Below are 22,282 nucleotides of genomic sequence, written 5' to 3' on the forward strand. Positions count from 1 at the left end.
CCGGGACCGCGGCAGACCCGTGAGGACACCACCATGCATCACCAGACCACCCCTGTCCGCCGCGCCGCTCGCGCCGCAGCCGGACTCACCCTGCTGCCCGCCCTCGTCGTCGCCGGAGCCGCCCCCGCGGCCGCGCACGACGAGCTCATCCGCACCGCCCCCGCGGTCGGCGAGACGGTCACGACGGCGCCGTCGGAGGTCTCACTGACCTTCAGCGGCGAGCTGATCGACGGCGAGGGCATCCAGAACCTCGTGCAGGTCCGCGACGCCGACGGCAACCAGTGGCAGTCCGCCGCCGGCACCGGGGACGGCCCCACCTTCTCCGCGCCGCTGTGCGAGGGCCTGCCCAACGGCGACTACGAGGTCGCCTACCGCGTCGTCTACTCGGACGGACACTCCGAGGAGCGCTCGTTCGACTTCGCGGTGGACGACCCGGCCGCACCGGCCGCCGGCACCGCGCCCCAGGGCTGCGGCACCGCCGTCGCCGGGGCCTCGACCGCCGCCTCCCCGGAGGCCACGGCAGGCCAGGGCGACGCCGCCTCGGCCGATGCGACCGCGCAGGCGGACGGCTCCGACGCCGCGCAGCCCGCGGACTCCGACGCGCTGCCCGCCTGGGTGTGGGTCGCCGGCATCGCCGGCCTGGCCGTGCTCGTGGTGGCCTTCCTCCTGATGGGCCGCCGCGCCCGCGCACTCGGCCACCTCGACGACGGCCGCTGACCTCTGATCCCCGGCCGGCCCCCTGAGGGGACCGGCCCCGCCCTCGCGCGCCCGCACGCCCCGCGCGTCGTCGCGCGCCCGCATGACAAGGAACCCCACAGACATGACCACCACCTCCCCCCGCGTCCCTCGCCGCCTCGGCGCCGCCGCCGTGCTCGCCGTCGCCGCCCTCGGCCTGACGGCCTGCGCCGGAGACGACGTCGGGTCCGCCCCGAGCGCGTCGGACGCCTCGAGCGTCGCGCCGGCCACGGACGCCTCGTCGGCCGCGTCCACCGCGGACGGCCAGGCCGCCGGCCTCACGATCACCGACCCGTGGACGAAGGCCACCGAGGAGGGCATGACCGGCTCCTTCGGCATGCTCGAGAACTCCTCGGACCAGGACCTGCACATCGTCGGCGTCCGCTCGGAGCTGGGCGAGACGGTCGGGCTCCACGAGATGGTCTCCGACGAGGACGGCCAAATGGTGATGCAGCAGTCCCCGGACGGCTTCACGGTGCCCGCCGGCGGGTCCTTCGAGCTGGCCCCCGGCGGCGCCCACGTGATGCTGATGGGCCTGACCGAGCCGATCGAGCCCGGCGAGGAGGTCGCCTACGAGCTCGAGCTGGAGGACGGCTCCACCATGGAGGTCGTCTCCGTGGCCCGCCCGTTCGGCGGCGCCAACGAGTCCTACCACGGCGGCGAGGCGGAGGAGTCGGACGAGCATGCCGACCACTGACCCCGCCGAGCACCCGGACGCCCCCCGCGGGGAGGACGCCCGCCAGGCGTCCCCCCGCGGGGAGGACGCCCGCCCGGCCCTCCCGGCCGGGCCCTCCCGCCGCGGCCTGCTCTTCGGGGCGGGCGCGGTGGGCGGCGGCCTGCTGGGCACCGCGCTCGGCTACGGCGCCGGCCACGCCTCGGCCACCCCGGACGCGCCCGCCGCGTCGGGGGCGGCCGGGGCGGGGGCCTCGCCCTCCGAGGTCATGGGCGACACCGGCATCGAGGGCGAGGTCGGCCGGGCCGGCTGGGCCGAGCCCGGCGGCCAGTCCGCCCGGGTGGCCGTCAGCTCGCCCGTGGGCACGGACACCGTGCCGTTCCACGGGCCGCGCCAGGCCGGCGTCGACACCCCGGCCCAGGCCCACGCGGTGTTCCTCGCCCTCGACCTGCTCCCGGACACGGACCGGCTGGGGATCGAGCGGATGCTGCGCCTGCTCACCGACGACGCCGCGCGCCTCACCCAGGGCCGGGCCACGATCGCGGACACCGAGCCGGAGCTCGCCGCCGCCCCCGCACGGCTCACCGTGACGTTCGGCTTCGGCCCGGAGCTCGTCCGCCGCGTGGCCCCGGACCGGGCCCCGGCCTGGCTGCGCCCGCTGCCGGCGTTCGAGCAGATCGACCGCCTGGACCCCGCGTTCAGCGACGGCGACCTGCTGCTGCAGATCTGCGGCGACGACCGGATGTCCGTGGCCCACGCCCGGCGCATGCTCCTCAAGGCGGCCCGGCCGTTCGCCACCGAGCGCTGGGTGCAGGAGGGCTTCCGCTCCGCCCGCGGCGCCCATCCCACCGGCACCACCATGCGCAACCTCTTCGGGCAGGTGGACGGCACCGGCAACCCGGCGGCGGACACCCCGCATCTCGACCGCGTGGTGTGGGGCGTGGGCGCCGAGCAGGTGGGCGTCACCCCGTGGATCGCGGACGGCACGTCCGTGGTGATCCGGCGCATCGAGATGCTCATGGACACGTGGGACGAGCTCGACCGCCCGGCCAAGGAGAAGGTCATCGGCCGTCGCCTCGGCACCGGGGCGCCGCTCACCGGCGAGCAGGAGCACGACGAGCCGGACTTCGCGGCGCTCGGCCCCGCCGGGTTCCCCGTGATCCCGGACATCTCCCACCTGCGGCGCGCCCGGATGGACGTGCCGGAGTACGGGATGCTGCGCCGCGGCTACAACTACGACGACCCGCGCGGGGCGCTGGAGGCGGGCTCCGGCCTGATCTTCGCCGCCTACCAGGCGGACGTGGACCGGCAGTTCGTCCCGGTGCAGGCCCGGCTCGCCGAGTCGGACCACCTGAACCTGTGGACCGTGCCCGTGGGCTCGGCGGTCTTCGCGATCCCGCCGGGCTGCGCCGAGGGCGGGTTCGTGGGCGACGCCCTGTTCGCCTGACCCAGGGGCCCGACGACGGCGGGGCCGCTCCCGCCGTCTTCGGGCGTCCGCATGCTTTGAGAGGATGGACCCCATGTCCGCCGCCACCGCCCCCGCCCGGGGCAGCCACCCCGCCGAGAACGACGACGCCGCCCGCCCCGGTCCGTCGGGGCCGGTCGGCGTGCCCCGGTGGCTCTGGGTGCTCGTGGCCGCCGCGGGAGCCGCCGGCCTCGCCGCCGCCGGCTGGCTGACCGGCGTCACCGCCGCGCGCCAGCTCTCCGACCCGGGGTGGATCACCCGCTGGGGCGTGCCCGTGGGGGAGCTCGTCTCCAACGTGGCGATGTCCCTGACCATCGCCGCGCTGATCTTCGCGGCCGGGGTCCTGCCGCCGCACGCGGCGGGCACGGAACGGTGGCACCGCTCCGCCCGGCAGCGGCGCGAGGACGCGGACGCCGCACCGCTGCCCGAGCACCCCGCGTTCACCCGCGTGATGCAGATCGCCGCCGTCAGCGCCGGCGTGTGGACGGTGGCCGCGCTGGCCGTCGGCGTGCTGTCCTACTCGGATCTCGCCGGCGTCCCCGTCACGGCGGGGCAGAGCTTCACGGACGGCCTGGCCGCCTACGTGGTCGGCATCTCGGTGGGCCAGGCGTGGTTCTGGGTCACCGTGATCGCCGCCGTCGTGACCACGTTGGCGATCGCCGTCCGCTCCCACAACGGCCTGTTCTGGACCGGCATCCTGGCGATGCTCGCCCTCGTGCCCCTGGCCCTGATCGGGCACGCGGCGGGCGGTGACGACCACAACGGCGCCGTGAACTCGATCGGCCTGCACCTGCTCGGCGTCGTCGTGTGGGTGGGCGGACTGCTCGTGCTCGTCGCGATCTCGGACACCCTCGTCGGGCCCAACGGGGCGCAGGGGCGGGGCCGCAGCCTGCGCCGGCAGGGTCCGGCGCCCCTGCTGCACACGGTCCTGACCCGGTACTCCGTGCTCGCCGGGCTGGGCCTGGTCACGGTGGCGCTGTCCGGTGTGGTCAACGCGTCGATCCGCATGGACGATCCGGCTCAGCTGCTGAGCCCCTACGGCATCCTCGTGTCGGCCAAGTTCCTGGCGGCCCTGGGCCTCGGCCTGATCGGCCTGCTGCACCGCCGGTGGGTGATCCCCCGCCTCGACGCCGGTCCGGACCGTCCCAGCCCCGCCCCCGCGCGTCGCCTGCTGTGGCAGCTCATCGCCGTGGAGGCCGTGATCATGGGCGCCGTCATGGGCGTCTCCTCCGTGCTCTCCCGGACGGCCCCGCCCGTGCCGGAGGAGATCGCGCCGGACGCCTCCCCGGCCCGCATCCTCACCGGCTACGAGCTGCCGCCGGCCCTCGAGGGCGCCCGGTGGATCACGATGTGGCGGTTCGACTGGCTGTGGGTCGCGATCATCGCGTTCCTGACCCTCTGGTACCTGCGCTCCGTGTGGCAGCTGCGCCGCCGCGGCGACCGCTGGCCCGTGCTGCGCACCGTCGCGTGGCTCGCGGGCCTGGCCGTGCTGCTGTGGGCGACCTCCGGGTCCCCGGCCGTGTACGGCCGCGTCCTGTTCAGCGCGCACATGGTGGGCCACATGACGCTGACGATGCTCAGCCCCGTCTTCCTCGTCCTGGGCGCGCCGATCACCCTGGCGCTGCGGGCCCTGCCGTCCCGCACGGACGGGACGCGCGGCCCGCGCGAGTGGATCCTGTGGATCGTGCACTCCCCGTGGGGTCGGTTCATCACGAACCCGATCGTGGCGGGGGTCAACTTCGCCGGCTCGATCCTGGTGTTCTACTACACGGACTTCTTCCGGTTCTCGCTGGAGACCCACGTGGGCCACGAGTTCATGAACGTCCACTTCCTGCTGACCGGGTTCCTGTTCGCCCTGGTCATGATCGGCTCGGATCCGCTGCCGCGCCGGCCCCCGTACGCCCTGCGGCTCGTGCTCCTGATGGCCACGATGATCTTCCACGCCTTCATCGGCGTGGCCATGACCACCTCCACCGGCCTGATGCAGGCGTCCTGGTTCGGCAACATGGGCCGCGACTGGGGTCCCACTGCCCTCGAGGACCAGCGGATCGGCGGCGCGGTGATGTGGGGCATCGGCGAGTTCCCCACCGTGATGATGGCGGTGATGGTGGCCGTGCTCTGGTATCGCAGCGACCGCAAGAACGCGGTCCGGCTGGACCGGCAGGCCGACCGCGACGGCGACGCGGAGCTGCGTCGCTGGAACGAGATGTACGCCCGCATGCACGGCACCCCGGTCACCGACGCCCCGAGCGGTGCCGAGCCCGCGGCCCGTGACTCCTCCACCGGCCCCGAGGAGGCCCGTGATGTCCGCTGACCTCCTCCCTCCCCTCGGCAGCCCGGCCGCGCCCCGGCGTGGTCGGCTGCGCCTCGTGGCCGCCGTCGCGGCCGGTCTGCTGGCCCTGACGGGCTGCGGGGCCGGGGACGGCGATCCGGCCGCCGCGTCCGCGCCCGCGGACGGAGTCCACGACGACGCCGGCACCGCGGCGCCCACGGAGTCGGCGGCCCCGGAGGGGCTCGGCCTGGGCGACCGTCAGGACGAGCGCATGGCGGAGGCCGCGGCCGAGCGTGCGGCCACATTCGGCTTCGTCCGGCAGCGGGCCGCCACGGCGGAGGAGATCGACGCGGCCCGCGAGGACTCCCGGGACCGGCGTGCGGACGCGGACCGGACCACCGTGCAGCCGGCGCAGTGCAAGGCGCCGCTGACCGCCCTGGACTTCTCTCCGATCATCCTCGACGCGGCCGAGGCCACGCGGGTGGACGTCGGCGCCGACACCTTCACGGGCACGGGCACCGTGGAGGTCGCCCGGCTCACGGGCCAGGGCCGCCAGGACGTCGAGCGGCACCTCCAGACCGTCAACGCCCTGCGCGCCGACTGCCGCGAGATGACCATGACCGTGCAGGAGGGGGACGCGACCGTCGACTACCGCCTCGAGGTCTCCGACGCGCCGCTGTCCGACGGCACCCCCGCGCAGTCCGCCCTCGTGTGGGAGCGGACCCTGGCCTCGGAGTCCGAGCCCCAGCTCACGGCCCAGGTGCTCACCGCCGTCACCTCCGACGCCGTGGTCATGGTCTCCTTCGTGGGCCGGCCCGAGGCCGGGCGCAAGGAGTTCACGCTCATCGCCGAGGAGATGCTGGCCGCCGCCCTGGCCGCCGACTGAGCCGGGCCCGCCCGGCGGCGTCGTCTTTCCCCCTGTGACGCCGCCGGCGTCCGCTCACGGCTGACGCGTCCGGGACGTGCGCCATGATGGTGGGCATGACCGCACCGCAGACCCCGAACCCCGCCCCGTCCGCTGACGCCCCCGCCGCCGTGCCGCGCGCGGCCACCCGGGTGCGCGCGTCCGAGCTCGTGGGCCGCGGCTGGCTGAACACCGGCGGCGAGCAGGTGGCCCTCGAGGACCTGCGCGGCAAGGTCGTCCTCCTCGACTTCTGGACGTTCTGCTGCATCAACTGCCTGCACGTCCTGGACGAGCTGCGCCCGCTCGAGGAGGAGTTCGCGGACGTGCTCGTCACGGTGGGCGTGCACTCGCCCAAGTTCGAGCACGAGGCGGACCCGGACGCGCTCGCGGCCGCCGTCGAGCGCTACGCCATCGAGCACCCCGTGCTGGACGACCCCGAGCTGACCACGTGGCAGGCGTACTCGGCGCGCGCGTGGCCCACCCTCGTGGTGGTGGACCCGGAGGGCTACATCGCCGCGCACCTGTCCGGCGAGGGGCACGTGGCCGGGCTCTACGGGCTCGTGCGCGAGCTCGTGGCCGAGCACGAGGCCAAGGGCACGCTGCACCGCGGCTCGGGCCCCTACGTCCCGCCCACGCCCGTGGCCCGGGACCTGTCGTTCCCCGGCAAGGCCGTGTCCCTCGGCGGCCGCGGCTCCCGCCCGGGCACGTTCCTCGTCTCGGACACCGGCCACCACCGCCTCCTGGAGGTCGCCGAGGACCTGACCACGGTGCTCCGCGCGTTCGGCGGCGGGGACCCCGCCGCGGCGGACGCGGGCCAGGCCGAGCTCGCATTCCCCACGCCCGGGGAGAAGGGCCACGCGGACGGCGGGCCGGACCAGGCGCTGTTCAACGAGCCCCAGGGCCTGGCGCTGCTGCCCGAGGACGTCGCGGGGCGCGTCGGCTACGACGTCGTCGTGGCGGACTCCGTCAACCACCGGCTGCGGGGCCTGCGCCTGTCGGACGGGCGCGTCAGCACCCTCGCCGGCAACGGCGTGCAGAAGCTCATCGACTCCGAGCGCGCCAAGGAGGCCGCCGCCGTCGACGACGAGGGCGACGTCGCCGTCGACCTCGCGGACCTGCCCGGGGAGCCGACCGCGATCTCGCTGTCCTCCCCGTGGGACGTCGTGTGGCACCCCGCCCTGGGGCGTGTGGTGATCGCGATGGCCGGCACGCACCAGCTCTTCGACTTCGACCCCGTCACGGGCGCGCTCGCGGTGCACGCGGGCACGGCGCTCGAGGGCCTGCTGGACGGCGAGGCCGGACGGGCCTGGTTCGCGCAGCCCTCGGGGCTGTCCGTGGGCGCGGACGGCACGCTGTGGGTCGCGGACTCGGAGACCTCCGCGGTGCGCTGGGTGCGGACCGGGGAGGACGGGGGCCGCGAGGTCGGGACCGCCGTCGGGGCGGGCCTGTTCGACTTCGGCCACGTGGACGGGGAGGCGGACCGCGCGCGCCTGCAGCACGCGCTGGGCGTCACGGCCCTGCCGGACGGCTCCGTGCTGATCGCGGACACGTACAACGGCGCGATCCGCCGGTACGCCCCGGCCGGCGAGGACGCCGCGGGCCGGGCGGTCCCGGCCACGGTGACCACGGTGGCGCGCGGGCTGCTCGAGCCCTCGGACGTGCTCGTGGAGCACGACGCGGACGGGAACGACACCGCGATCGTGGTGGTCGAGTCCAACGCCCACCGGCTCACGCGGCTGGCGGTGCCGGAGGAGTTCCTCACCGTGGACGAGGGCGCGCGGCAGACGCAGCGTCCCCGCACCCCGGTGGTGGCCGGTGACCTGGACCTGACGATCGGCTTCGCCGCGCCCACGGGGCAGAAGCTGGACGACCGCTGGGGCGATCCCACGCAGCTGAAGATCTCCTCCTCCCCGGAGGAGCTGCTGCTCGAGGGCGCCGGCACGTCCACGGGGCTGCACCGGACGCTGCGGCTGAACCCCGAGGTCGAGGAGGGCGTCCTGCACATCACCGCCCGGGCCGCCGCGTGCGACGGGGAGAAGGGGCAGCCCATCCCGGACCACGCCGCCTGCCACCTGTACCAGCAGGACTGGGGCATCCCGGTCACGGTGCACATCCCGGACCGGGCCCCGGAGGGCGCCGAGACCCGCCTGGACCTGGACCTGCGCGGGATACACTGAGCGCGTCGTCCGCCCCCGACCCCGAAGGCTGCGCCCCACCATGACCACGCTCATCGTCACCTCGTCCGCCCACGGATCCACGCGAGAGATCGCCGAGCGGGTCGCGGAGGTGCTGCGCACGTCGCAGGCCGTCCCGACCGTGGTGGAGGACGTCAAGGGCGCCGCTGCGTGGCTGGCCACGGCGGACGCGGTGATCGTCGCGGCCCCGGTCTACACGGGCTCGCTCGCCGCCGACGCCCGGGCGTTCCTCGACACCCGTCGGGCCGAGCTGGCGGACCTGCCGCTCGTGATCCTGGCCTCCGGCGGCGCGCCCGAGCTGGCCCGGCCGGTGCGGGAGAAGCTCGAGTCCTACGGCCCGCGCGAGGTGGCGTACTTCCGCGGGGCGCTCGTCGAGGAGCGCCTGGGCCGGATGGAGAAGCTCAAGCTCAAGCTCTCCCGCAACGAGCACTACGGCGACTTCCGCGACTGGGACGCCATCGAGGCCTGGGCCAAGACCCTCTCCGGCGCCGGCGTGCACTGACCGCACCCGCCGCGCTCGTCGACGAGACGGCGGGGGCGCAGGAGCCTCCACAGCCGCTTTCGTTGACGAAACGGCGCCGGAGGCTCTCGTGTCCGCAGCGGAGGCGAGCGGTTAGCCTGGCCGCATGTCCCCTTCCGCCCGTCGCCCCGCCGCGTCCTCCCGCCCCGCCCGGCCCCGCCCGACGACGGCGCCCCTCGCCCTGCCCGACCGGCCCGGGTGGGTGCGGCTCGCCGCGGGCGCGGTGGTCCCGGGCGTCATCGCCGCCGCCGCGGCGCTCGCGGCCCTGCAGGTGTTCGTCCTCAACCCGTTGGCCGCCGCGCCCGGCGACCGCAGCCTCGGGAGGATCTACGCGGACCTGAGCGCGGCGGGCCAGCTCGGCGTCCCCTTCGTCCTGTCGGCCGTGATCCTGGCGGCCGGGCTCGGTGTGGCCGCCGTCCTGTGGTTCCTCACGTGGCGTCGCGAGGAGGTCGACCCGCTGGCGGTCCTCGCCCTGGGCCTCGCCTCGCTCGTCGCCGCGTCCCCGGCCTACTTCATGGCCTCGTTCGGGCCGGGCATGGCGCTCGCGGACACCTACGGCATCGGCGGGGGCGACCACAGCCCGTGGTCCTGGCCGATCTACGTGGTCAGCATGCTGGCGTCGGCGGGGCTGGTCGCCGTCGTCGTGCTCCTGCTGCGCGGTCCGGCGGGCGGACTCGGCGCCCCGCGGCGCCGGGCCTAGGCTGGCGGGACCGACCTGACCACGACCCCACCAGGAGGACGCACATGACCATCCGCGCCGGCATCGTCGGATACGGGAACCTCGGCCGCAGTGTGGAGAAGCTCGTGAAGCTCCAGCCGGACATGGAGCTGGTGGGCATCTTCTCGCGCCGCACCGGCCTGGACACGGACACGCCCGTGCTCCCGGCGGAGCGGGCCGCCGAGCACGCCGGGGAGATCGACGTGCTGTTCCTCTGCCTCGGCAGCGCCACGGACATCCCCGAGCAGGCGGCCGGCTACGCGCGGCACTTCACCACCGTGGACACCTACGACAACCACCAGCTCATCCCGCGGCACCGCTCCGAGATGGACGCCGCGGCCCGGGAGGGCGGGCACGTGGCGATGATCTCCACCGGCTGGGACCCGGGCCTGTTCTCGGTGAACCGGGTGCTGGGCGCGGCGCTGTTCCCGCAGCCGCAGCAGAACACGTTCTGGGGCAAGGGCCTCTCGCAGGGCCATTCCGACGCCGTCCGGCGGGTCCCCGGCGTGCGGCGCGGCGTGCAGTACACGATCCCCAGCGAGGAGGCGATCGCCGAGGCCCGCGCCGGACGGGGCGCCGAGATCACCGGCGCCTCCGCGCACGTGCGTGAGTGCTACGTGGTGGCCGACGAGGCCGACCACGCGGCCATCACCGAGGCCATCACCACGATGCCCGACTACTTCGCCCCGTACGAGACCACCGTGCACTTCATCTCCGAGGAGGAGTTCGAGCGCGACCACCAGGGCATGCCGCACGGCGGCCACGTCGTCACCTCGGGCGACCTCGGCGGCTCGCGCAGCGCGGTCGAGTTCGTGCTGGAGCTGGAGTCCAACCCCGACTTCACCGCCGCCGCGCAGGTCGCCTACGGCCGTGCCGCCGCGCGGCTGAAGGCCCAGGGGGAGACGGGGGCGCGCACCGTGCTCGAGGTCGCCCCGTACCTGCTCTCGCCCACGGGGCTGGACGAGCTGATCCGCCGGGACGTCTGAGCCGCGGCGAGGCGTCCGGCGCGGGGCACCGGGCCGGGCGCCGCCGTCGTCGGCCTCAGGCCAGCAGCAGGGCGACGGCGATCATCGCGGGGATCGCGACGATCGTGGTGACCAGGATCGTGTCCTTCGAGACGCGCAGGCCCGTGTCGTAGCGGACGGCGGTGACGAACACGTTCTGTGCGGTCGGCAGGGAGGCCAGGACGACGGCGACGAACACGTGCCGCGCGTCCAGGCCGAACACGAACTGCGCGAGCAGCCAGGCCAGCAGCGGATGCACCACCAGCTTCACCGCCGAGGCGAGCAGCACGTCCGCGCGTCGCCCGCCGGCCCGCTCGAGCGGCCGCGAGCCGACCAGCGACATGCCGAACGCCAGGAGCATCGCCGGGATGGACAGCCCGCCGATGAGCTCCACGGACTCCATGAGGGGGCCCGGCAACGACCAGCCGGTGAGGGAGAAGACCAGGCCGGCCACCGAGCCCAGGATCAGGGGGTTGGTGACCGTGTGGCGGACCTGGTCGGCCACGGCGCGCCCGGGGGAGCGGCGCACCGCCCGGCGCCGGCCCGCCGTCGTGCGTCGCCGGACCTCGCGCGCGGTGGCGGCGTCCATCGCGGCCACGTAGAGCGGCGTGTAGATCGCCAGCTGGAAGATGAGCGCCGGGGCGGCCAGGGCGGCGTCGCCGAGGACGTAGGCCGCGATGGGGATGCCGAGGTTCGCCGAGTTCACGAGCGAGGCGCTGAGCGCGGACATGATCCGCTCCGAGGCCGACCTGCCCTTCAGCAGCGGGACCGTCACCGCGAGGTACAGTGCGGCCGCGGTGAACGCGGACAGCGTGGCCACCCACAGCTGGGGGCCCAGCACGGCGCCCACGTCCGCGCGGGAGAGCGTGACGAACAGCAGCGCCGGGTTGCCGATGAAGAACGCCGCGCGGGAGAGCACGGTGCGGCCGTGCTCGCCGAGCACCCCCGTGCGCCCCACCAGGACGCCCACGAGGATGATCACCCACACGACCGCGAAGCCGGAGAGCACCTGGGTCACGGACGGGCCTCCACGGGTCGGGGTGGGGCGGTCCGCGGAGGGGTCAGGGGCATGGCGCGATCCTACGCCGCGGGCGTGGGCTAGCCTGGATCACGACGGCGGCGCCCACCGCCGAGCGCGCCACGCGGCCCGGCCCCGCGCGGCAGGGCCCTGCGGCCCGGCGCGAAGGGGAGCGGATCCTCGGGCCCACCCGCACGCGACGGACGTCGTCCCCGACCCGCGGCGCGGCATGGCCGGGAGCGCGCCGGCGAGGATGCACCATGACCCGTCAGTCCGACCTCAAGACCCTGATCCGCGCCCGCATGGCCGTCACCGGTGAGCGGTACACCGCCGCGGCGGCGGCCCTCGCCGACGAGTGGCAGTCCGCCGAGCGCTACCACGCGACCGTGCTCACCCGCTTCTTCGACGGGGACCGGCTGCGCTCCATCCCTGCGCGTCGCAAGCCGCGGGTGGCCGTCCTTCTCGAGCTGCTGCGTCGCTTCAGAGCGGGCCGCGCCTACGCGGAGGCCGAGGTCAACGACCTGCTGCGCCCCGCCCACGAGGACGTGGCCACGCTGCGTCGCGAACTCGTGGACTACGGGTTCCTCGACCGCGCCGACGGCGTCTACCGGCTGGCGGACGCCGGGCCCGACCTCGACCCGCGCTTCGCCGCGGACCTGCCGGTCGACCTGGAACGCCGGCTGCGCGAGATCCGCGCGGGCCGTTGAGGGGAGCGGGACCCCGCACGTCGACCTGGAACGCCAGCGGTCGCCATGACGCCGGAATGTGGCCGCATTCCGACGTCTCGCGTTCCCGGTGCGGCCGTGGCGGGGCGACGTGGGCCGACACGGCCCCGGGTCCCTCGCGTGAGGGGCCCGGGGCCGTCGTCGTGGTGTGGAGCGGGCGACGGGAATCGAACCCGCGTATCTTGCTTGGGAAGCAAGCGCTCTACCATTGAGCTACGCCCGCGCAACCGCTCGGCTTCCGCCTGCGGCGCGGGCACCACCATACACCAGCCCGGCCGGTGCACCGGCCCCGCGTCGTCCTCGCGCCCCACGGCCCCGTACGTCAGTGCACCGGGTCCGCCACGGCGACCTCGCGCGCCTGCACCCGCCGCGTCGCCGCCCGGGCGCGCGAACGACCGAACGCGTCCGCGTACCGCGTGAGCACCGGCCCGGCGATCACGATGGAGAACTCCCCGCGGATGGTCAGGGCCGCACCCGCGCGCCAGCGGCCGGCCACGCCGTTTCCCGAACGAAAGCGCACCAGGGGCCGCCGTTTCCCGAACGAAAGCGCGCCGGGGGCCGCTGGTAGAGTCCGAACCGCGCCCGGCCGCGGCCGGACGCGTCCGGCAGCCCCTGTCCCGGAAGGACGTCCCATGCGCGACACCACGGCCGACGCGGCCCAGGTCCCCGCCCGCCCCGACGACGCGGCGGTGTACCGCTACCTCGCGTTCGGGGAGGCGGACCGCCCCTTCCTCGTCGGCGGTCCCCGGCCCGCGCCGCTGGCCCCCGCTGCGACGCCGTCCCCGGTCGCCGACCTCGAGTCGGTCCGCGCCGCGATCCGCGCCCACGGCGGCCCCTTGGCCTCGACCGCGCACGTGTGCGGCCGCCCCGTCCCGACGCCTCCGGCCGCCGACGCGTCCCGCGGCCTGCGCGGTGCCGCGCGCACCCTGACCGCGACCCGCCGCGACGTCGCCGCCCGCCTGGCCGACTCCCGCGAGCGCGCCGACGTGCCCGTCGAGGCGTTGCTGAACTCGGCCTTCGTCGACGCCCACGCGGACGAGCGCCCCGCCGATCGCGGCGTGCCGCGCGGGCGGCTCGCCGGCCTGGTGGATGCCGTCCTCCCGCCGGCCCGCCCCGCAGACGACGACGCCGCGGCCGGCCTGCTGCTCGCCCTGCGCGAGCCGGTCCGCGAGGTGTTCGCCTCCGACTCGTTTGCCGCCCGCCCGTACGCCGACGCGCCCACCGTCCGCGCGCTGTTCGAGGACTTCCTCGCCCACCCGCGCCGGCACGACCCCGAGCGCTTCTGGCGCCTGCTCAACCTCGAGCTCTGGCTGCGCGAGGCGGTGGACGCGGACGCCGCCCCGGCCGGCCCCGCCGCCGCGGTCGACGAGGCCGCGGGCGCCCCGGCGCCGGCCAAGCCGGACCACGAGCCGAACCCGGGCAAGGAGCTCGATCTGGTCTCCGCCGAGGACGGCCGCCGCTACCGCCGCTTCCCTGTGCAAACCGGCCTGGTGGACCGGGACACGGACCTGCAGGCCTACCTGCGCGGCGAGATCGAGGACTTCTTCCGCGACCTGCCCGCGGACGCGATGCCGCAGGACGCCCCGTGGCACTTCTCCGTGTCCGAGAAGATCGTGGCCATCACCCAGGGCCGCTCCTACTACACCTGGGAGGTCCGCCCCTCCGTGGCCGCCCGCGCCCTCTCCCGCCTGGTCACCCGCACGCCCGCGGGCATCGGCCTGGGCGACCCCACCACCATGCAGCTGGCCATCCAGGAGGCCGGCCTGCCGCGCATCGTGCTCTCCGCGGCCGCCGGCGCCGCCGGCAAGGTCGCCGGCAAGCGCGGTGTGTTCTACAACGTGGTGGGCGGCAACGTCCGCGCGATCGACGGGCCCACCACCTACTCCACGTTCCCGGCCAACGTCTCGGCCAAGCTGCCCCCGGCCGAGCCGGACCGGGTGGCCGCCGAGGTCTCGGCGATGATCCGGGCGGCGGACATCCCGGCCTGGGCGAAGGCCTCCTTCGCCGGCACCGTCGTGATGGACGCCAACGACATCGGCCGCAACGCGCTCGGCAAGGACACCGCCGCGTCGGCCGCCGTCCTCGAGGCCGCCTTCGCGGACAACCCGCTGGGCCAGGGCCGCGAGCGCACCCCGCTGGCCGTCGTCGTGCGGTTGGACTGAGCCGTGCTGCTCTCCGACCGCGACATCCGCGCCGAGCTCGACTCCGGCCGCGTGGGCCTGGACCCCCTCGACCCGGCGATGGTCCAGCCCGCGTCCGTGGACGTGCGCCTGGACCGGTTCTTCCGGCTCTTCGACAACCACCGGTACGCGCACATCGACCCGCGCCAGGAGCAGGACGAGCTGACCCGGCTGGTGGAGGTGGACCCGGACGAGTCGTTCATCCTGCACCCTGGGGAGTTCGTGCTCGGCTCCACCTATGAGCAGGTCACGCTGCCGGACGACCTCGCCGCTCGCCTCGAAGGCAAGTCCTCGTTGGGGCGGCTGGGCCTGCTGACGCACTCGACCGCCGGGTTCATCGACCCCGGGTTCTCCGGGCACGTCACGCTCGAGCTGTCCAACGTGGCCACGCTGCCCATCACGCTGTGGCCGGGGATGAAGATCGGCCAGCTGTGCTTCTTCCGGCTCTCCTCGTCGGCCCAGTCGCCGTACGGCACCGGGGCCAACCAGAACCGGTACCAGGGTCAGCGCGGGCCCACGGCCTCCCGGGCGCACCGCGACTTCCATCTCACCCGCATCGAGCGATGACCGACGTCGCGCTCCCGCCGGTCGCTTCCGCCGCCCCGCGCCGCCAGGTGGCCGCCTGGGCGCTGTGGGACTGGGGTTCGGCCGCGTTCAACGCGGTCATGGTCACCTTCGTGTTCGGCACCTACCTGGCCTCGGACGCGTTCGGGCCGGATGAGCGGGGCACGGCCTGGCTCTCGACGGCGATGGCGGTGGCCGGCGTCGTCATCGCGGCCACCGCGCCCGTGCTGGGGCGTCGGGCGGACGGCGCGGGACGGCGCCGGCGAGGGCTGGGGCTGACCACCGGCGCCGTGATCGCGTGCACCGCGGCCTGCTTCTGGGTCACCCCGGAGGAGTCCTCGCTGCTGCTGGGCGTCACCCTGATCGCCCTGGGCACGGTGTTCTTCGAGTTCGCGGAGGTGCAGGTCAACGCGATCCTCGTGCACATCTCGACGCCGGCCACGATCGGCCGGATCTCGGGCATCGGCTGGGGCGCGGGCTATCTCGGCGGCATCCTGCTGCTCCTGATCGTGTTCGTGGGCTTCGTCTCGGGGGATGCGCACTGGTTCGGCGTCACGGAGGACGCGGCGCTGAACATCCGGGTGGTCGCGCTCGTGGCCGCCGCGTGGTTCCTCGTGTTCGCGATCCCCGTGCTGGTGGCCGTGCCGGACCCGGCCCCCGCCCCGGCGGCGGACGGCGGGCCGCGCCGTGAGTCGCTGCTGGGCTCGTACCGCGAACTCGGGGCCACGCTGGCCCGGATGTGGCGCGAGGACCGGAACACGCTGTGGTTCCTCGTGGCCTCGGCGGTGTTCCGCGATGGCGTGGGCGCGGTGTTCGTCTACGGCGCCATCCTGGGCACCACGGTCTACGGGCTGGCGGCCTCGGACGTGATCCTGTTCGCGATCGCGGCCAACGTGGTGGCCGCCCTGGGCGCCTTCGTGGGCGGGCGGCTCGACGACGCGGTCGGTCCGCGCCGGGTGATCCTGGGCTCGCTGGCCGCCATGGTCCTCGTGGCCGGGGCGCTGTTCTTCGCCTCGGGCACCCTCGCGTTCTGGGTCGGCGGGCTGGCGCTGTGCCTGTTCGTGGGCCCGGTGCAGTCGGCCTCGCGCGCGTTCCTGGGTCGACTCACCACGCCGCGGACGGCCGGCGAGGTGTTCGGGCTGTACGCCACCACGGGCCGCGCGGTCGGGTTCATCACGCCCGCGCTCGTGACGCTCGCGCTCGCCCTGCACCCGGACAACCGGGTGGTCATCCCCGTGATCGTCGTCGTGCTCGTGGCCGGTGGGCTGCTGTTCGCCCGGGTCACGGAGCCGATCACGCGGAGCGCGGAATCGATTCGCTGACCCCGGGCGGGGCGCATCCCTCCGCTAGTCTGGACAGGACCCTCGCCCGTGCCTGACGAAGGGACCGCATGCTCGTCACCCTGACCGCGCTCTTCGTCGTCGCGCTCGCCGCCCCGGTGCTCTTCCGGTGGACGGGACGTCAGGGCTTCTACCTCCTCGCCGCGGTCCCCGCCGCCGGCTTCGTGTGGCTCCTGACCCAGCTGCCGCACGTGTTCGCCCTGCAGGAGGCGCTCGACGCGGGCCGGCCGATCCCGGCCTCCGCGGCCCACCTGGACCGCAGCGTGCCGTGGGTGCCGTACCTGGACATCGAGCTCGCCTTCCGCATGGACGTGCTGGCCGCGTTCATGTCCCTGATCGTGCTGGGCGTCGGCGCGCTGGTGCTGGCGTACTGCGCCCGCTACTTCCGCGAGCACGAGCCGCGCAACGCGGTGTTCGGCGGCCAGCTGCTGGCCTTCGCCGGCGCGATGTTCGGCCTGGTGACCACGGACGACCTCATGGTGCTCTACACCTTCTGGGAGATCACCTCGGTCCTGTCCTTCCTGCTGATCGGCTACTCGGGCCACCGCATCTTCGCCCGCCGCTCCGCCATCACCGCCCTGATCGTCACCACGTTCGGCGGCCTGGCCATGCTGGCGGGCCTGATCATGCTGGCCCACGCGGCCGGCTCCTGGCGGATCTCCGGCGTGCTGGCCGCGGCCCCCGCCTCCTCGCGGACGACGGCGGGCGCGTCCTGCTCGAGGTCGCCGTCGGGCTCGTGCTGATCGGTGCGCTGACCAAGTCCGCCCAGGCGCCGTTCCACTTCTGGCTGCCGGGCGCGATGGCCGCCCCGACCCCGGTCTCGGCCTACCTGCACGCGGCCGCGATGGTGAAGGCCGGCGTGTTCCTCGTGGCCCGCCTGGCCCCCGCCTTCCACGAGCTGGCCACGTGGCAGGTGCTCGTGCTCGGCCTGGGCCTGTGGACCCTCATGCTGGGCGGCTGGCGGGCCCTGCGGCAGACCGACGTCAAGCTCGTGCTCGCCTACGGCACGGTCTCCCAGCTCGGCTTCCTCATGGTGGCCAACGGGCTGGGCGTCCGCGACGCAGCGCTGGCCGGCCTCGCGATGCTCCTGGCGCACGCCCTGTTCAAGGCCCCGCTGTTCATGGTGGTCGGTATCATCGACCACGAGGCCGGCACCCGCGACCTGCGCGAGCTCTCCGGCATCGGCCGCCGCCACCCCGTCCTCGCCGCCGTCGCCGTCCTGGCCGCCGCCTCGATGGCCGGCCTGCCCCCGTTCTTCGGGTTCGTGGCCAAGGAGGCGGTCCTGCAGAGCCTGACGGACCACGGCGCGGCCCACGGCGGCCCGCTCGCGTGGGCGCCCCTCGTGCTGATGGCCGCGGGGTCCGTGCTCACCGTGGCCTACACGTGGCGCTTCCTCTGGGGTGCCTTCGCCACCAAGCGCACCCCCGAGGGTGCCCCCGTGCCCGCCACCCGCTTCCACACGCGCGTGACCTTCCTCGAGCTGGCCCCCGCCGGGCTGCTGGCGCTCACCGGTCTGGTGCTCGCGGTCCTGCCCGGGCCCCTCGAGCACCTGCTGGCCGCCCACACGGCCACGATCCCGGCCCTGGACCCGGCCGCCTCTCCGGCGCACCTGGCCCTGTGGCACGGCTGGACGCCCATCCTCGCCCTCTCCGCGGGGATCTGGGTGCTCGGCGCGCTGCTCGCCCTCGGCCGGCCGGGAGTCGAGGCGTTCCAGCGCCGCGTCGAGTTCCCGGTCGACGCCCTGCGCACGTACCGGAAGATCACCGGCGCCCTCGACGAGGTCGCCATCTGGGTCACGGGCCGCACCCAGACCGGCTCGCTGCGCCGCTACCTGGCCATCATCCTCACGACGGCGGCCGGCCTGCCCGTCGCCTTCCTCCTGTTCCCCGCCGGGCGGGAGGACCGCCTCCTGGCCACCGCGTTCCTCGACGGGGACATCATCTGGGCAGAGAGCCCGGCGCAGCTGGTCATCGTCCTCATGATCGCCGTGGCCACCGTGTTCGCCGTCCGCGCCCGCCGCCGCTTCAAGGCGATCATGCTGGTGTCCGTGACCGGCTACGGCGCCGCCGCCCTGTTCGCCCTGCGCGGCGCCCCGGACCTCGCCATCACCCAGGTGCTCGTGGAGACCATCATCCTGGTCACCCTCATCCTGGGCCTGCGCGTGCTGCCGCCGGACTGGTACGACCGCCGCACCGGCTCACGGCGGCTGGGCCGCCTGGCCGTGGCCGTCGGGTTCGCGCTGACCATGATGTGGATCGCCGCCACCGCGCTGGCCGCCCGCACCGCCGAGCGCATCTCGCTGCCCATGCCGGAGCTCGCCTACACGGACGGCTACGGCGCCAACGCCGTGAACGTCACCCTCGTGGACATCCGCGCGTGGGACACGTGGGGCGAGATCACCGTGCTGGCCGCCGCCGCCACCGGCGTGGCCTCCCTGATCTTCCTGCAGCACCGCGACGGGCGCACCCGCAGCATCGACGACGTCGCCCCCGGCTCCGTCGGCGACTTCGGCGCCGACTCCTCGCTCGGGGCCCGCGAGCTGTCCGTCGTGCGCAGCTTCGCTGTGGACGATCGCAAGGGCCAGTGGCTCGTGGCCGGCCACACGATGGCCCCCGAGCGGCGCTCGATCATCCTCGAGGTCGTCACCCGCTTCATGTTCCCGATCATGATGCTGCTCTCCGTCTACTTGCTGCTGGCCGGGCACAACACCCCCGGCGGCGGCTTCGCCGGCGGCCTGCTCGCAGGCCTGGCCCTCACGCTGCGCTTCCTCGCCGGCGGCCGGTACGAGCTGCAGGAGGCCTCCGTGATCCCGGCCGGGCCCATGATCGGCCTGGGCCTGGCGATCGCCACGCTCACCGGGATCGCCCCGCTCTTCTTCGGCGGGCAGATCCTGCAGTCCTATGTGGTGGAGTTCACCGACCTGCCGCTGTTCGGCGACGCCCTCAAGCTGGTCTCGGCCACGGCGTTCGACATCGGCGTGTACCTCGTGGTGGTCGGGCTCGTGATCGACGTGCTGCGCTCGCTCGGCGGTGAGGTGGACCGCCGGGGCGAGGAGGCCCGCCGCGCCCGCCTGCGCGCCGCGGCCCGCCGTCGTCATCCGCGCATGCCCACCCCGTCCACCCCCGACGCCCCGGAGGCCGCCCGATGATGACCGTCGACCTGGCCCTGCTCCTGGCGATGGGCGTGATGTTCGCCGGGGGGATCTACCTGGTGCTCGAGCGCAGCCTGACGCGCATCCTGCTCGGCATCGTGCTGATCAACAACGGCGCCATCATGCTGCTGTTCCTCTCCTCGGGCGGCACGGGCCTGGCCCCGCTGTTCGTGCGCGGACGGGACCCGCACGAGTACGCGGACACGCTGCCGCAGGCGCTGATCCTCACCGCGATCGTGATCGGCTTCGCCGTGGTCGCGTTCCTGACCGCCATGATCTACCGCTCGTGGCTGCTCGTCCGCGAGGACGAGGTCGAGGTGGACGCGGAGGACGTCAAGATCGCCCGGATGCCCGCCTGGGACGCGGAGGACGACGCGGAGCTCGTGGAGGAGTCCTCCGAGTTCCTGGACGACGCCGCGGACCCCAACGCCCACTACGAGCACGCGACGGAGGCACGGCCCCAGGTGCAGCACGCCACGCCCGCCCCCCAGGCGCCCACCGGATCCGGGGCAGCGTCCCGCGGCCGCCGTCCCGAGGGCGGGGAGCGCGCATGAGCATCGGTTCCGTCCCCCTGACCGACCTGGCCCCGCTGGCCGTCATGCTGCCCGTGCTGGGCGCGGCCGTGACCTTCATGCTCGTGCGCCGCCCCCGCGCGCAGATCACCGTCACGGTCTCCGCGCTCGTGCTCACCCTCGTGCTGGACGCGCTGCTGCTGGCCGCGGTCTGGGACACCGGGGTCGCGGCCGTCCACCTCGGCGGCTGGCCGGCCCCGCTGGGCATCAGCCTCGTGGTGGATCGGCTCTCGGCCCTCATGCTCGTGGTGTCGGCGCTGATCACCCCGGCGGTGTTGCTGTACGCCTCGGCGCAGGGGCTGATCAACCGGGACGAGGGTGGGCCGGTCTCGATCTTCCACCCCACGTTCCTGATCCTCGTGGCGGGCGTGTCCAACGCGTTCCTGGCCGGCGACCTGTTCAACCTCTACGTGGGCTTCGAGATCCTGCTCACCGCCTCGTACGTGCTGCTGACCATGGGCGGCACCGCCCAGCGCATCCGCGCCGGCATCACCTACGTGGTGGTCTCCGTGATCTCCTCCGTGGTGTTCCTGATCGCCATCGCCATGGTCTACGCGGCCACCGGCACCATGAACATGGCGGACCTGGCCGTGAAGCTCGGCGAGCTGCCCAGCGACGTGCAGATGGTGCTGCACGTGCTGCTGCTCGTGGGCTTCGGCATCAAGGCGGCGGTCTTCCCCCTGTCCTTCTGGCTGCCGGACTCGTACCCCACCGCGCCCGCCCCGGTGACCGCGGTGTTCGCGGGCCTGCTCACCAAGGTGGGCGTGTACGCGATGATCCGCACCGAGACGCTGCTCTTCCCGGGGGAGCACGTCAACGCGCTCCTGCTCGTGGTGGCCGCGCTGACCATGGTGGTGGGCATCCTCGGCGCGCTGGCCCAGACGGACATCAAGCGCATCCTGTCCTTCATCCTCGTCTCCCACATCGGCTACATGATCTTCGGCCTGGGCCTGGCCACGGAGGCGGGGCTGGCGGCCACCGTGTACTACGTGGCCCACCACATCACCGTGCAGACCGCGCTCTTCCTCGTCACGGGCCTGATCGAGAACCGCGCCGGCACCGCGAACATCGACCGCCTCGGGTCCCTGGCGAAGGTCTCCCCGTTCGTGGGCGTCCTGTTCCTCGTGCCCGCGCTCAACCTCGGCGGCATCCCGCCGTTCTCCGGCTTCCTCGGCAAGGTCGGCCTGCTGCGCGGCGGCGTCGAGCAGGCCACGCCCCTGGCCTACACTCTGGTGGGCGTGTCCCTGCTGGTGTCCCTGCTGACCCTGCTCGTGGTGGTGCGCGTGTGGACCCGCGCGTTCTGGCGCCGCGTCGAGGACGTGGAGCACCCGCCCGCCCAGCTCGTGGCCGCCTACGAGCGGGCCGTGGCCCGTGGCGAGCGCCCCCGCCCGCTCGAGCCGGGCCTCGTGCTGCCCACCACGGCGCTCGTGGGCCTGACGCTGGTGTTCACGGTGGCCGCCGGCCCGCTGTTCGCCCTGGCCGACGAGGCCGCCACGGACATGCTCGACCGCTCGCCCTACATCGCGGCGGTGCTCGACGACGCCGCCGCGGAGCGCGCCGCGCGGAACCTCAGCGTCGACCCGACGGAGGTGCACGATGCCCGGAAGTGACTCCGCCCGCCGCGGCGTGGTGCGCCGCAACCGGATCCGGGGCATCGTGGCCCAGTGGCCGCTGATCCTCGTGATGGTGGCCGTGTGGTGCGCCCTGTGGCAGGACTTCGCTCCGCACGTGGCCCTGACCGGCCTCGCCTTCGCGCTGCTGATCATCGGGCTCTTCCCGATGCCGGACATCCCGTTCAGCGGCCGTCTGAACCCCTGGTGGTCCCTCGTGTTCACGGTGCGGTTCCTCGTCGACGTCGTGCGCGCCTCGGTCAACGTGACCGGGGTGGTGATGCTGCGTGGCCGCCGCGCCCGCGGCTCGATCGTGGGCGTCCCGCTGCGCAGCCACGACGACCTCATCATCACGCTCGTCAGCCACGCCCTGGCCCTGGTGCCGGGCTCGATCGTGCTGGACGTGGACCGGGTCCGCTCCGTCCTGTACCTGCACGTGCTCGACGCGACCACGGACGAGGACGTGGAGGGCTTCCGCGCCAAGGCCCTCGACGTGGAGGCGGGCATCATCCGCGCCGTCGGCACGCGGGAGGACCTCGAGCTGGTCCGCCGCTTCCCGAGTTCGGCGCCCCCCGCCGCCCGGGCCGAGGACCGCCGCGGCCCCGCGGACCCGTCCGCCGCCCGCCCCCGAAGGAG

General features: G+C 74.5%; 15 protein-coding genes, 1 tRNA gene and 4 pseudogenes. 17 read left to right on the forward strand and 3 right to left on the reverse strand.

Annotation, left to right across the window (positions count from 1 at the left end; all coding sequences use genetic code 11):
- Positions 1–33: 33 nt before the first annotated feature.
- From POD19_RS05235 to POD19_RS05275, 9 genes are all read left to right on the forward strand, one after another.
- Positions 34–717 carry a copper resistance CopC family protein gene (locus tag POD19_RS05235; RefSeq protein ID WP_020626118.1) on the forward strand — a complete coding sequence of 228 codons (684 nt, stop codon included), beginning with the start codon at positions 34–36 and terminating at the stop codon, positions 715–717.
- A 103-nt stretch (positions 718–820) separates the two neighbouring features.
- A complete protein-coding gene (locus POD19_RS05240) occupies positions 821–1,432 on the forward strand; it encodes a copper chaperone PCu(A)C (RefSeq protein ID WP_041104502.1) in 612 nt (203 codons plus the stop codon).
- Positions 1,419–2,855, forward strand: a complete 1,437-nt coding sequence (locus POD19_RS05245; RefSeq protein WP_041104504.1) for a Dyp-type peroxidase — start codon at positions 1,419–1,421, stop codon at positions 2,853–2,855. The genes POD19_RS05240 and POD19_RS05245 overlap by 14 nt, the downstream gene beginning before the upstream one ends.
- 73 nt (positions 2,856–2,928) lie before the next feature.
- Positions 2,929–5,187, forward strand: coding sequence for a cytochrome c oxidase assembly protein (locus POD19_RS05250; RefSeq protein WP_041104506.1), 2,259 nt, complete (start codon positions 2,929–2,931; stop codon positions 5,185–5,187).
- Positions 5,177–6,031: a hypothetical protein gene (locus tag POD19_RS05255; RefSeq protein WP_205804840.1), complete on the forward strand. Its 855-nt coding sequence runs from the start codon at positions 5,177–5,179 to the stop codon at positions 6,029–6,031. Before POD19_RS05250 ends, POD19_RS05255 begins: the two co-directional genes overlap by 11 nt.
- 95 nt (positions 6,032–6,126) lie before the next feature.
- Positions 6,127–8,226, forward strand: coding sequence for an NHL domain-containing thioredoxin family protein (locus tag POD19_RS05260; protein ID WP_041104508.1), 2,100 nt, complete (start codon positions 6,127–6,129; stop codon positions 8,224–8,226).
- 40 nt (positions 8,227–8,266) lie between these two features.
- Complete coding sequence (locus POD19_RS05265; protein ID WP_036316804.1) at positions 8,267–8,746, forward strand: flavodoxin domain-containing protein; 480 nt, start codon at positions 8,267–8,269, stop codon at positions 8,744–8,746.
- A 124-nt stretch (positions 8,747–8,870) separates the two neighbouring features.
- Complete coding sequence (locus tag POD19_RS05270) at positions 8,871–9,464, forward strand: hypothetical protein (RefSeq protein WP_041104510.1); 594 nt, start codon at positions 8,871–8,873, stop codon at positions 9,462–9,464.
- Between the two features lie 44 nt (positions 9,465–9,508).
- Positions 9,509–10,468: a diaminopimelate dehydrogenase gene (locus POD19_RS05275; protein WP_020626110.1), complete on the forward strand. Its 960-nt coding sequence runs from the start codon at positions 9,509–9,511 to the stop codon at positions 10,466–10,468.
- 55 nt (positions 10,469–10,523) lie between these two features.
- On the opposite strand, the gene POD19_RS05280 is transcribed toward POD19_RS05275, so the two are convergent.
- The gene (locus POD19_RS05280; protein ID WP_020626109.1) at positions 10,524–11,504 is read right to left on the reverse strand and encodes an AEC family transporter; all 981 of its coding nucleotides are present in this window, start codon (positions 11,502–11,504) and stop codon (positions 10,524–10,526) included.
- A 260-nt stretch (positions 11,505–11,764) separates the two neighbouring features.
- Here POD19_RS05280 and POD19_RS05285 point away from each other — a divergent pair, with 260 nt between their 5' ends.
- Positions 11,765–12,211 (forward strand): DUF2087 domain-containing protein, encoded by a 447-nt coding sequence (locus POD19_RS05285; protein ID WP_020626108.1) that lies wholly within the window; start codon positions 11,765–11,767, stop codon positions 12,209–12,211.
- A 167-nt stretch (positions 12,212–12,378) separates the two neighbouring features.
- Here the strand turns inward: POD19_RS05285 and POD19_RS05290 are convergent.
- Both POD19_RS05290 and POD19_RS05295 read right to left on the reverse strand, forming a co-directional pair.
- Positions 12,379–12,452: transfer RNA gene (locus tag POD19_RS05290), tRNA-Gly, on the reverse strand.
- A 99-nt stretch (positions 12,453–12,551) separates the two neighbouring features.
- Positions 12,552–12,740 (reverse strand): annotated as a pseudogene (locus POD19_RS05295) (cation:proton antiporter); the annotation flags it as partial.
- A 121-nt stretch (positions 12,741–12,861) separates the two neighbouring features.
- Here POD19_RS05295 and POD19_RS05300 point away from each other — a divergent pair.
- The 7 genes and pseudogenes from POD19_RS05300 to POD19_RS05340 all read left to right on the forward strand — a co-directional run.
- A complete protein-coding gene (locus tag POD19_RS05300; RefSeq protein ID WP_101966058.1) occupies positions 12,862–14,391 on the forward strand; it encodes a hypothetical protein in 1,530 nt (509 codons plus the stop codon).
- Positions 14,392–14,394: 3 nt separating this feature from the next.
- Positions 14,395–14,976, forward strand: coding sequence for a dCTP deaminase (gene dcd, locus POD19_RS05305; RefSeq protein WP_101966059.1), 582 nt, complete (start codon positions 14,395–14,397; stop codon positions 14,974–14,976).
- A pseudogene (locus POD19_RS05315) lies at positions 14,922–16,295 on the forward strand (MFS transporter); the annotation flags it as partial. The gene dcd and the pseudogene POD19_RS05315, both read left to right, overlap by 55 nt.
- Before the next feature lie 68 nt (positions 16,296–16,363).
- Positions 16,364–19,461, forward strand: a pseudogene (locus POD19_RS05325) (Na+/H+ antiporter subunit A).
- The gene (locus POD19_RS05330) at positions 19,458–20,018 is read left to right on the forward strand and encodes an NADH-quinone oxidoreductase subunit K (protein WP_002858374.1); all 561 of its coding nucleotides are present in this window, start codon (positions 19,458–19,460) and stop codon (positions 20,016–20,018) included. Before POD19_RS05325 ends, POD19_RS05330 begins: the two are co-directional and overlap by 4 nt.
- Positions 20,015–21,646: a Na+/H+ antiporter subunit D gene (locus tag POD19_RS05335; protein ID WP_340309359.1), complete on the forward strand. Its 1,632-nt coding sequence runs from the start codon at positions 20,015–20,017 to the stop codon at positions 21,644–21,646. Before POD19_RS05330 ends, POD19_RS05335 begins: the two co-directional genes overlap by 4 nt.
- Positions 21,633–22,172, forward strand: a pseudogene (locus POD19_RS05340) (Na+/H+ antiporter subunit E); the annotation flags it as partial. The gene POD19_RS05335 and the pseudogene POD19_RS05340, both read left to right, overlap by 14 nt.
- Positions 22,173–22,282: the final 110 nt, after the last annotated feature.

Origin of the sequence: Micrococcus sp. GPGPB33, assembly GCF_037853785.1 — a bacterium.
In the GTDB taxonomy this organism is placed as follows: domain Bacteria; phylum Actinomycetota; class Actinomycetes; order Actinomycetales; family Micrococcaceae; genus Micrococcus; species Micrococcus luteus.

Bases quoted from the DNA above. Each gene is read 5' to 3' on its own strand.
- POD19_RS05235 (WP_020626118.1), top strand. From the start codon at position 34: ATGCATCACCAGACCACCCCTGTCCGCCGCGCCGCTCGCGCCGCAGCC.
- POD19_RS05240 (WP_041104502.1), top strand. From the start codon at position 821: ATGACCACCACCTCCCCCCGCGTCCCTCGCCGCCTCGGCGCCGCCGCC.
- POD19_RS05245 (WP_041104504.1), top strand. From the start codon at position 1,419: ATGCCGACCACTGACCCCGCCGAGCACCCGGACGCCCCCCGCGGGGAG.
- POD19_RS05250 (WP_041104506.1), top strand. From the start codon at position 2,929: ATGTCCGCCGCCACCGCCCCCGCCCGGGGCAGCCACCCCGCCGAGAAC.
- POD19_RS05255 (WP_205804840.1), top strand. From the start codon at position 5,177: ATGTCCGCTGACCTCCTCCCTCCCCTCGGCAGCCCGGCCGCGCCCCGG.
- POD19_RS05260 (WP_041104508.1), top strand. From the start codon at position 6,127: ATGACCGCACCGCAGACCCCGAACCCCGCCCCGTCCGCTGACGCCCCC.
- POD19_RS05265 (WP_036316804.1), top strand. From the start codon at position 8,267: ATGACCACGCTCATCGTCACCTCGTCCGCCCACGGATCCACGCGAGAG.
- POD19_RS05270 (WP_041104510.1), top strand. From the start codon at position 8,871: ATGTCCCCTTCCGCCCGTCGCCCCGCCGCGTCCTCCCGCCCCGCCCGG.
- POD19_RS05275 (WP_020626110.1), top strand. From the start codon at position 9,509: ATGACCATCCGCGCCGGCATCGTCGGATACGGGAACCTCGGCCGCAGT.
- POD19_RS05285 (WP_020626108.1), top strand. From the start codon at position 11,765: ATGACCCGTCAGTCCGACCTCAAGACCCTGATCCGCGCCCGCATGGCC.
- POD19_RS05300 (WP_101966058.1), top strand. From the start codon at position 12,862: ATGCGCGACACCACGGCCGACGCGGCCCAGGTCCCCGCCCGCCCCGAC.
- POD19_RS05330 (WP_002858374.1), top strand. From the start codon at position 19,458: ATGATGACCGTCGACCTGGCCCTGCTCCTGGCGATGGGCGTGATGTTC.
- POD19_RS05335 (WP_340309359.1), top strand. From the start codon at position 20,015: ATGAGCATCGGTTCCGTCCCCCTGACCGACCTGGCCCCGCTGGCCGTC.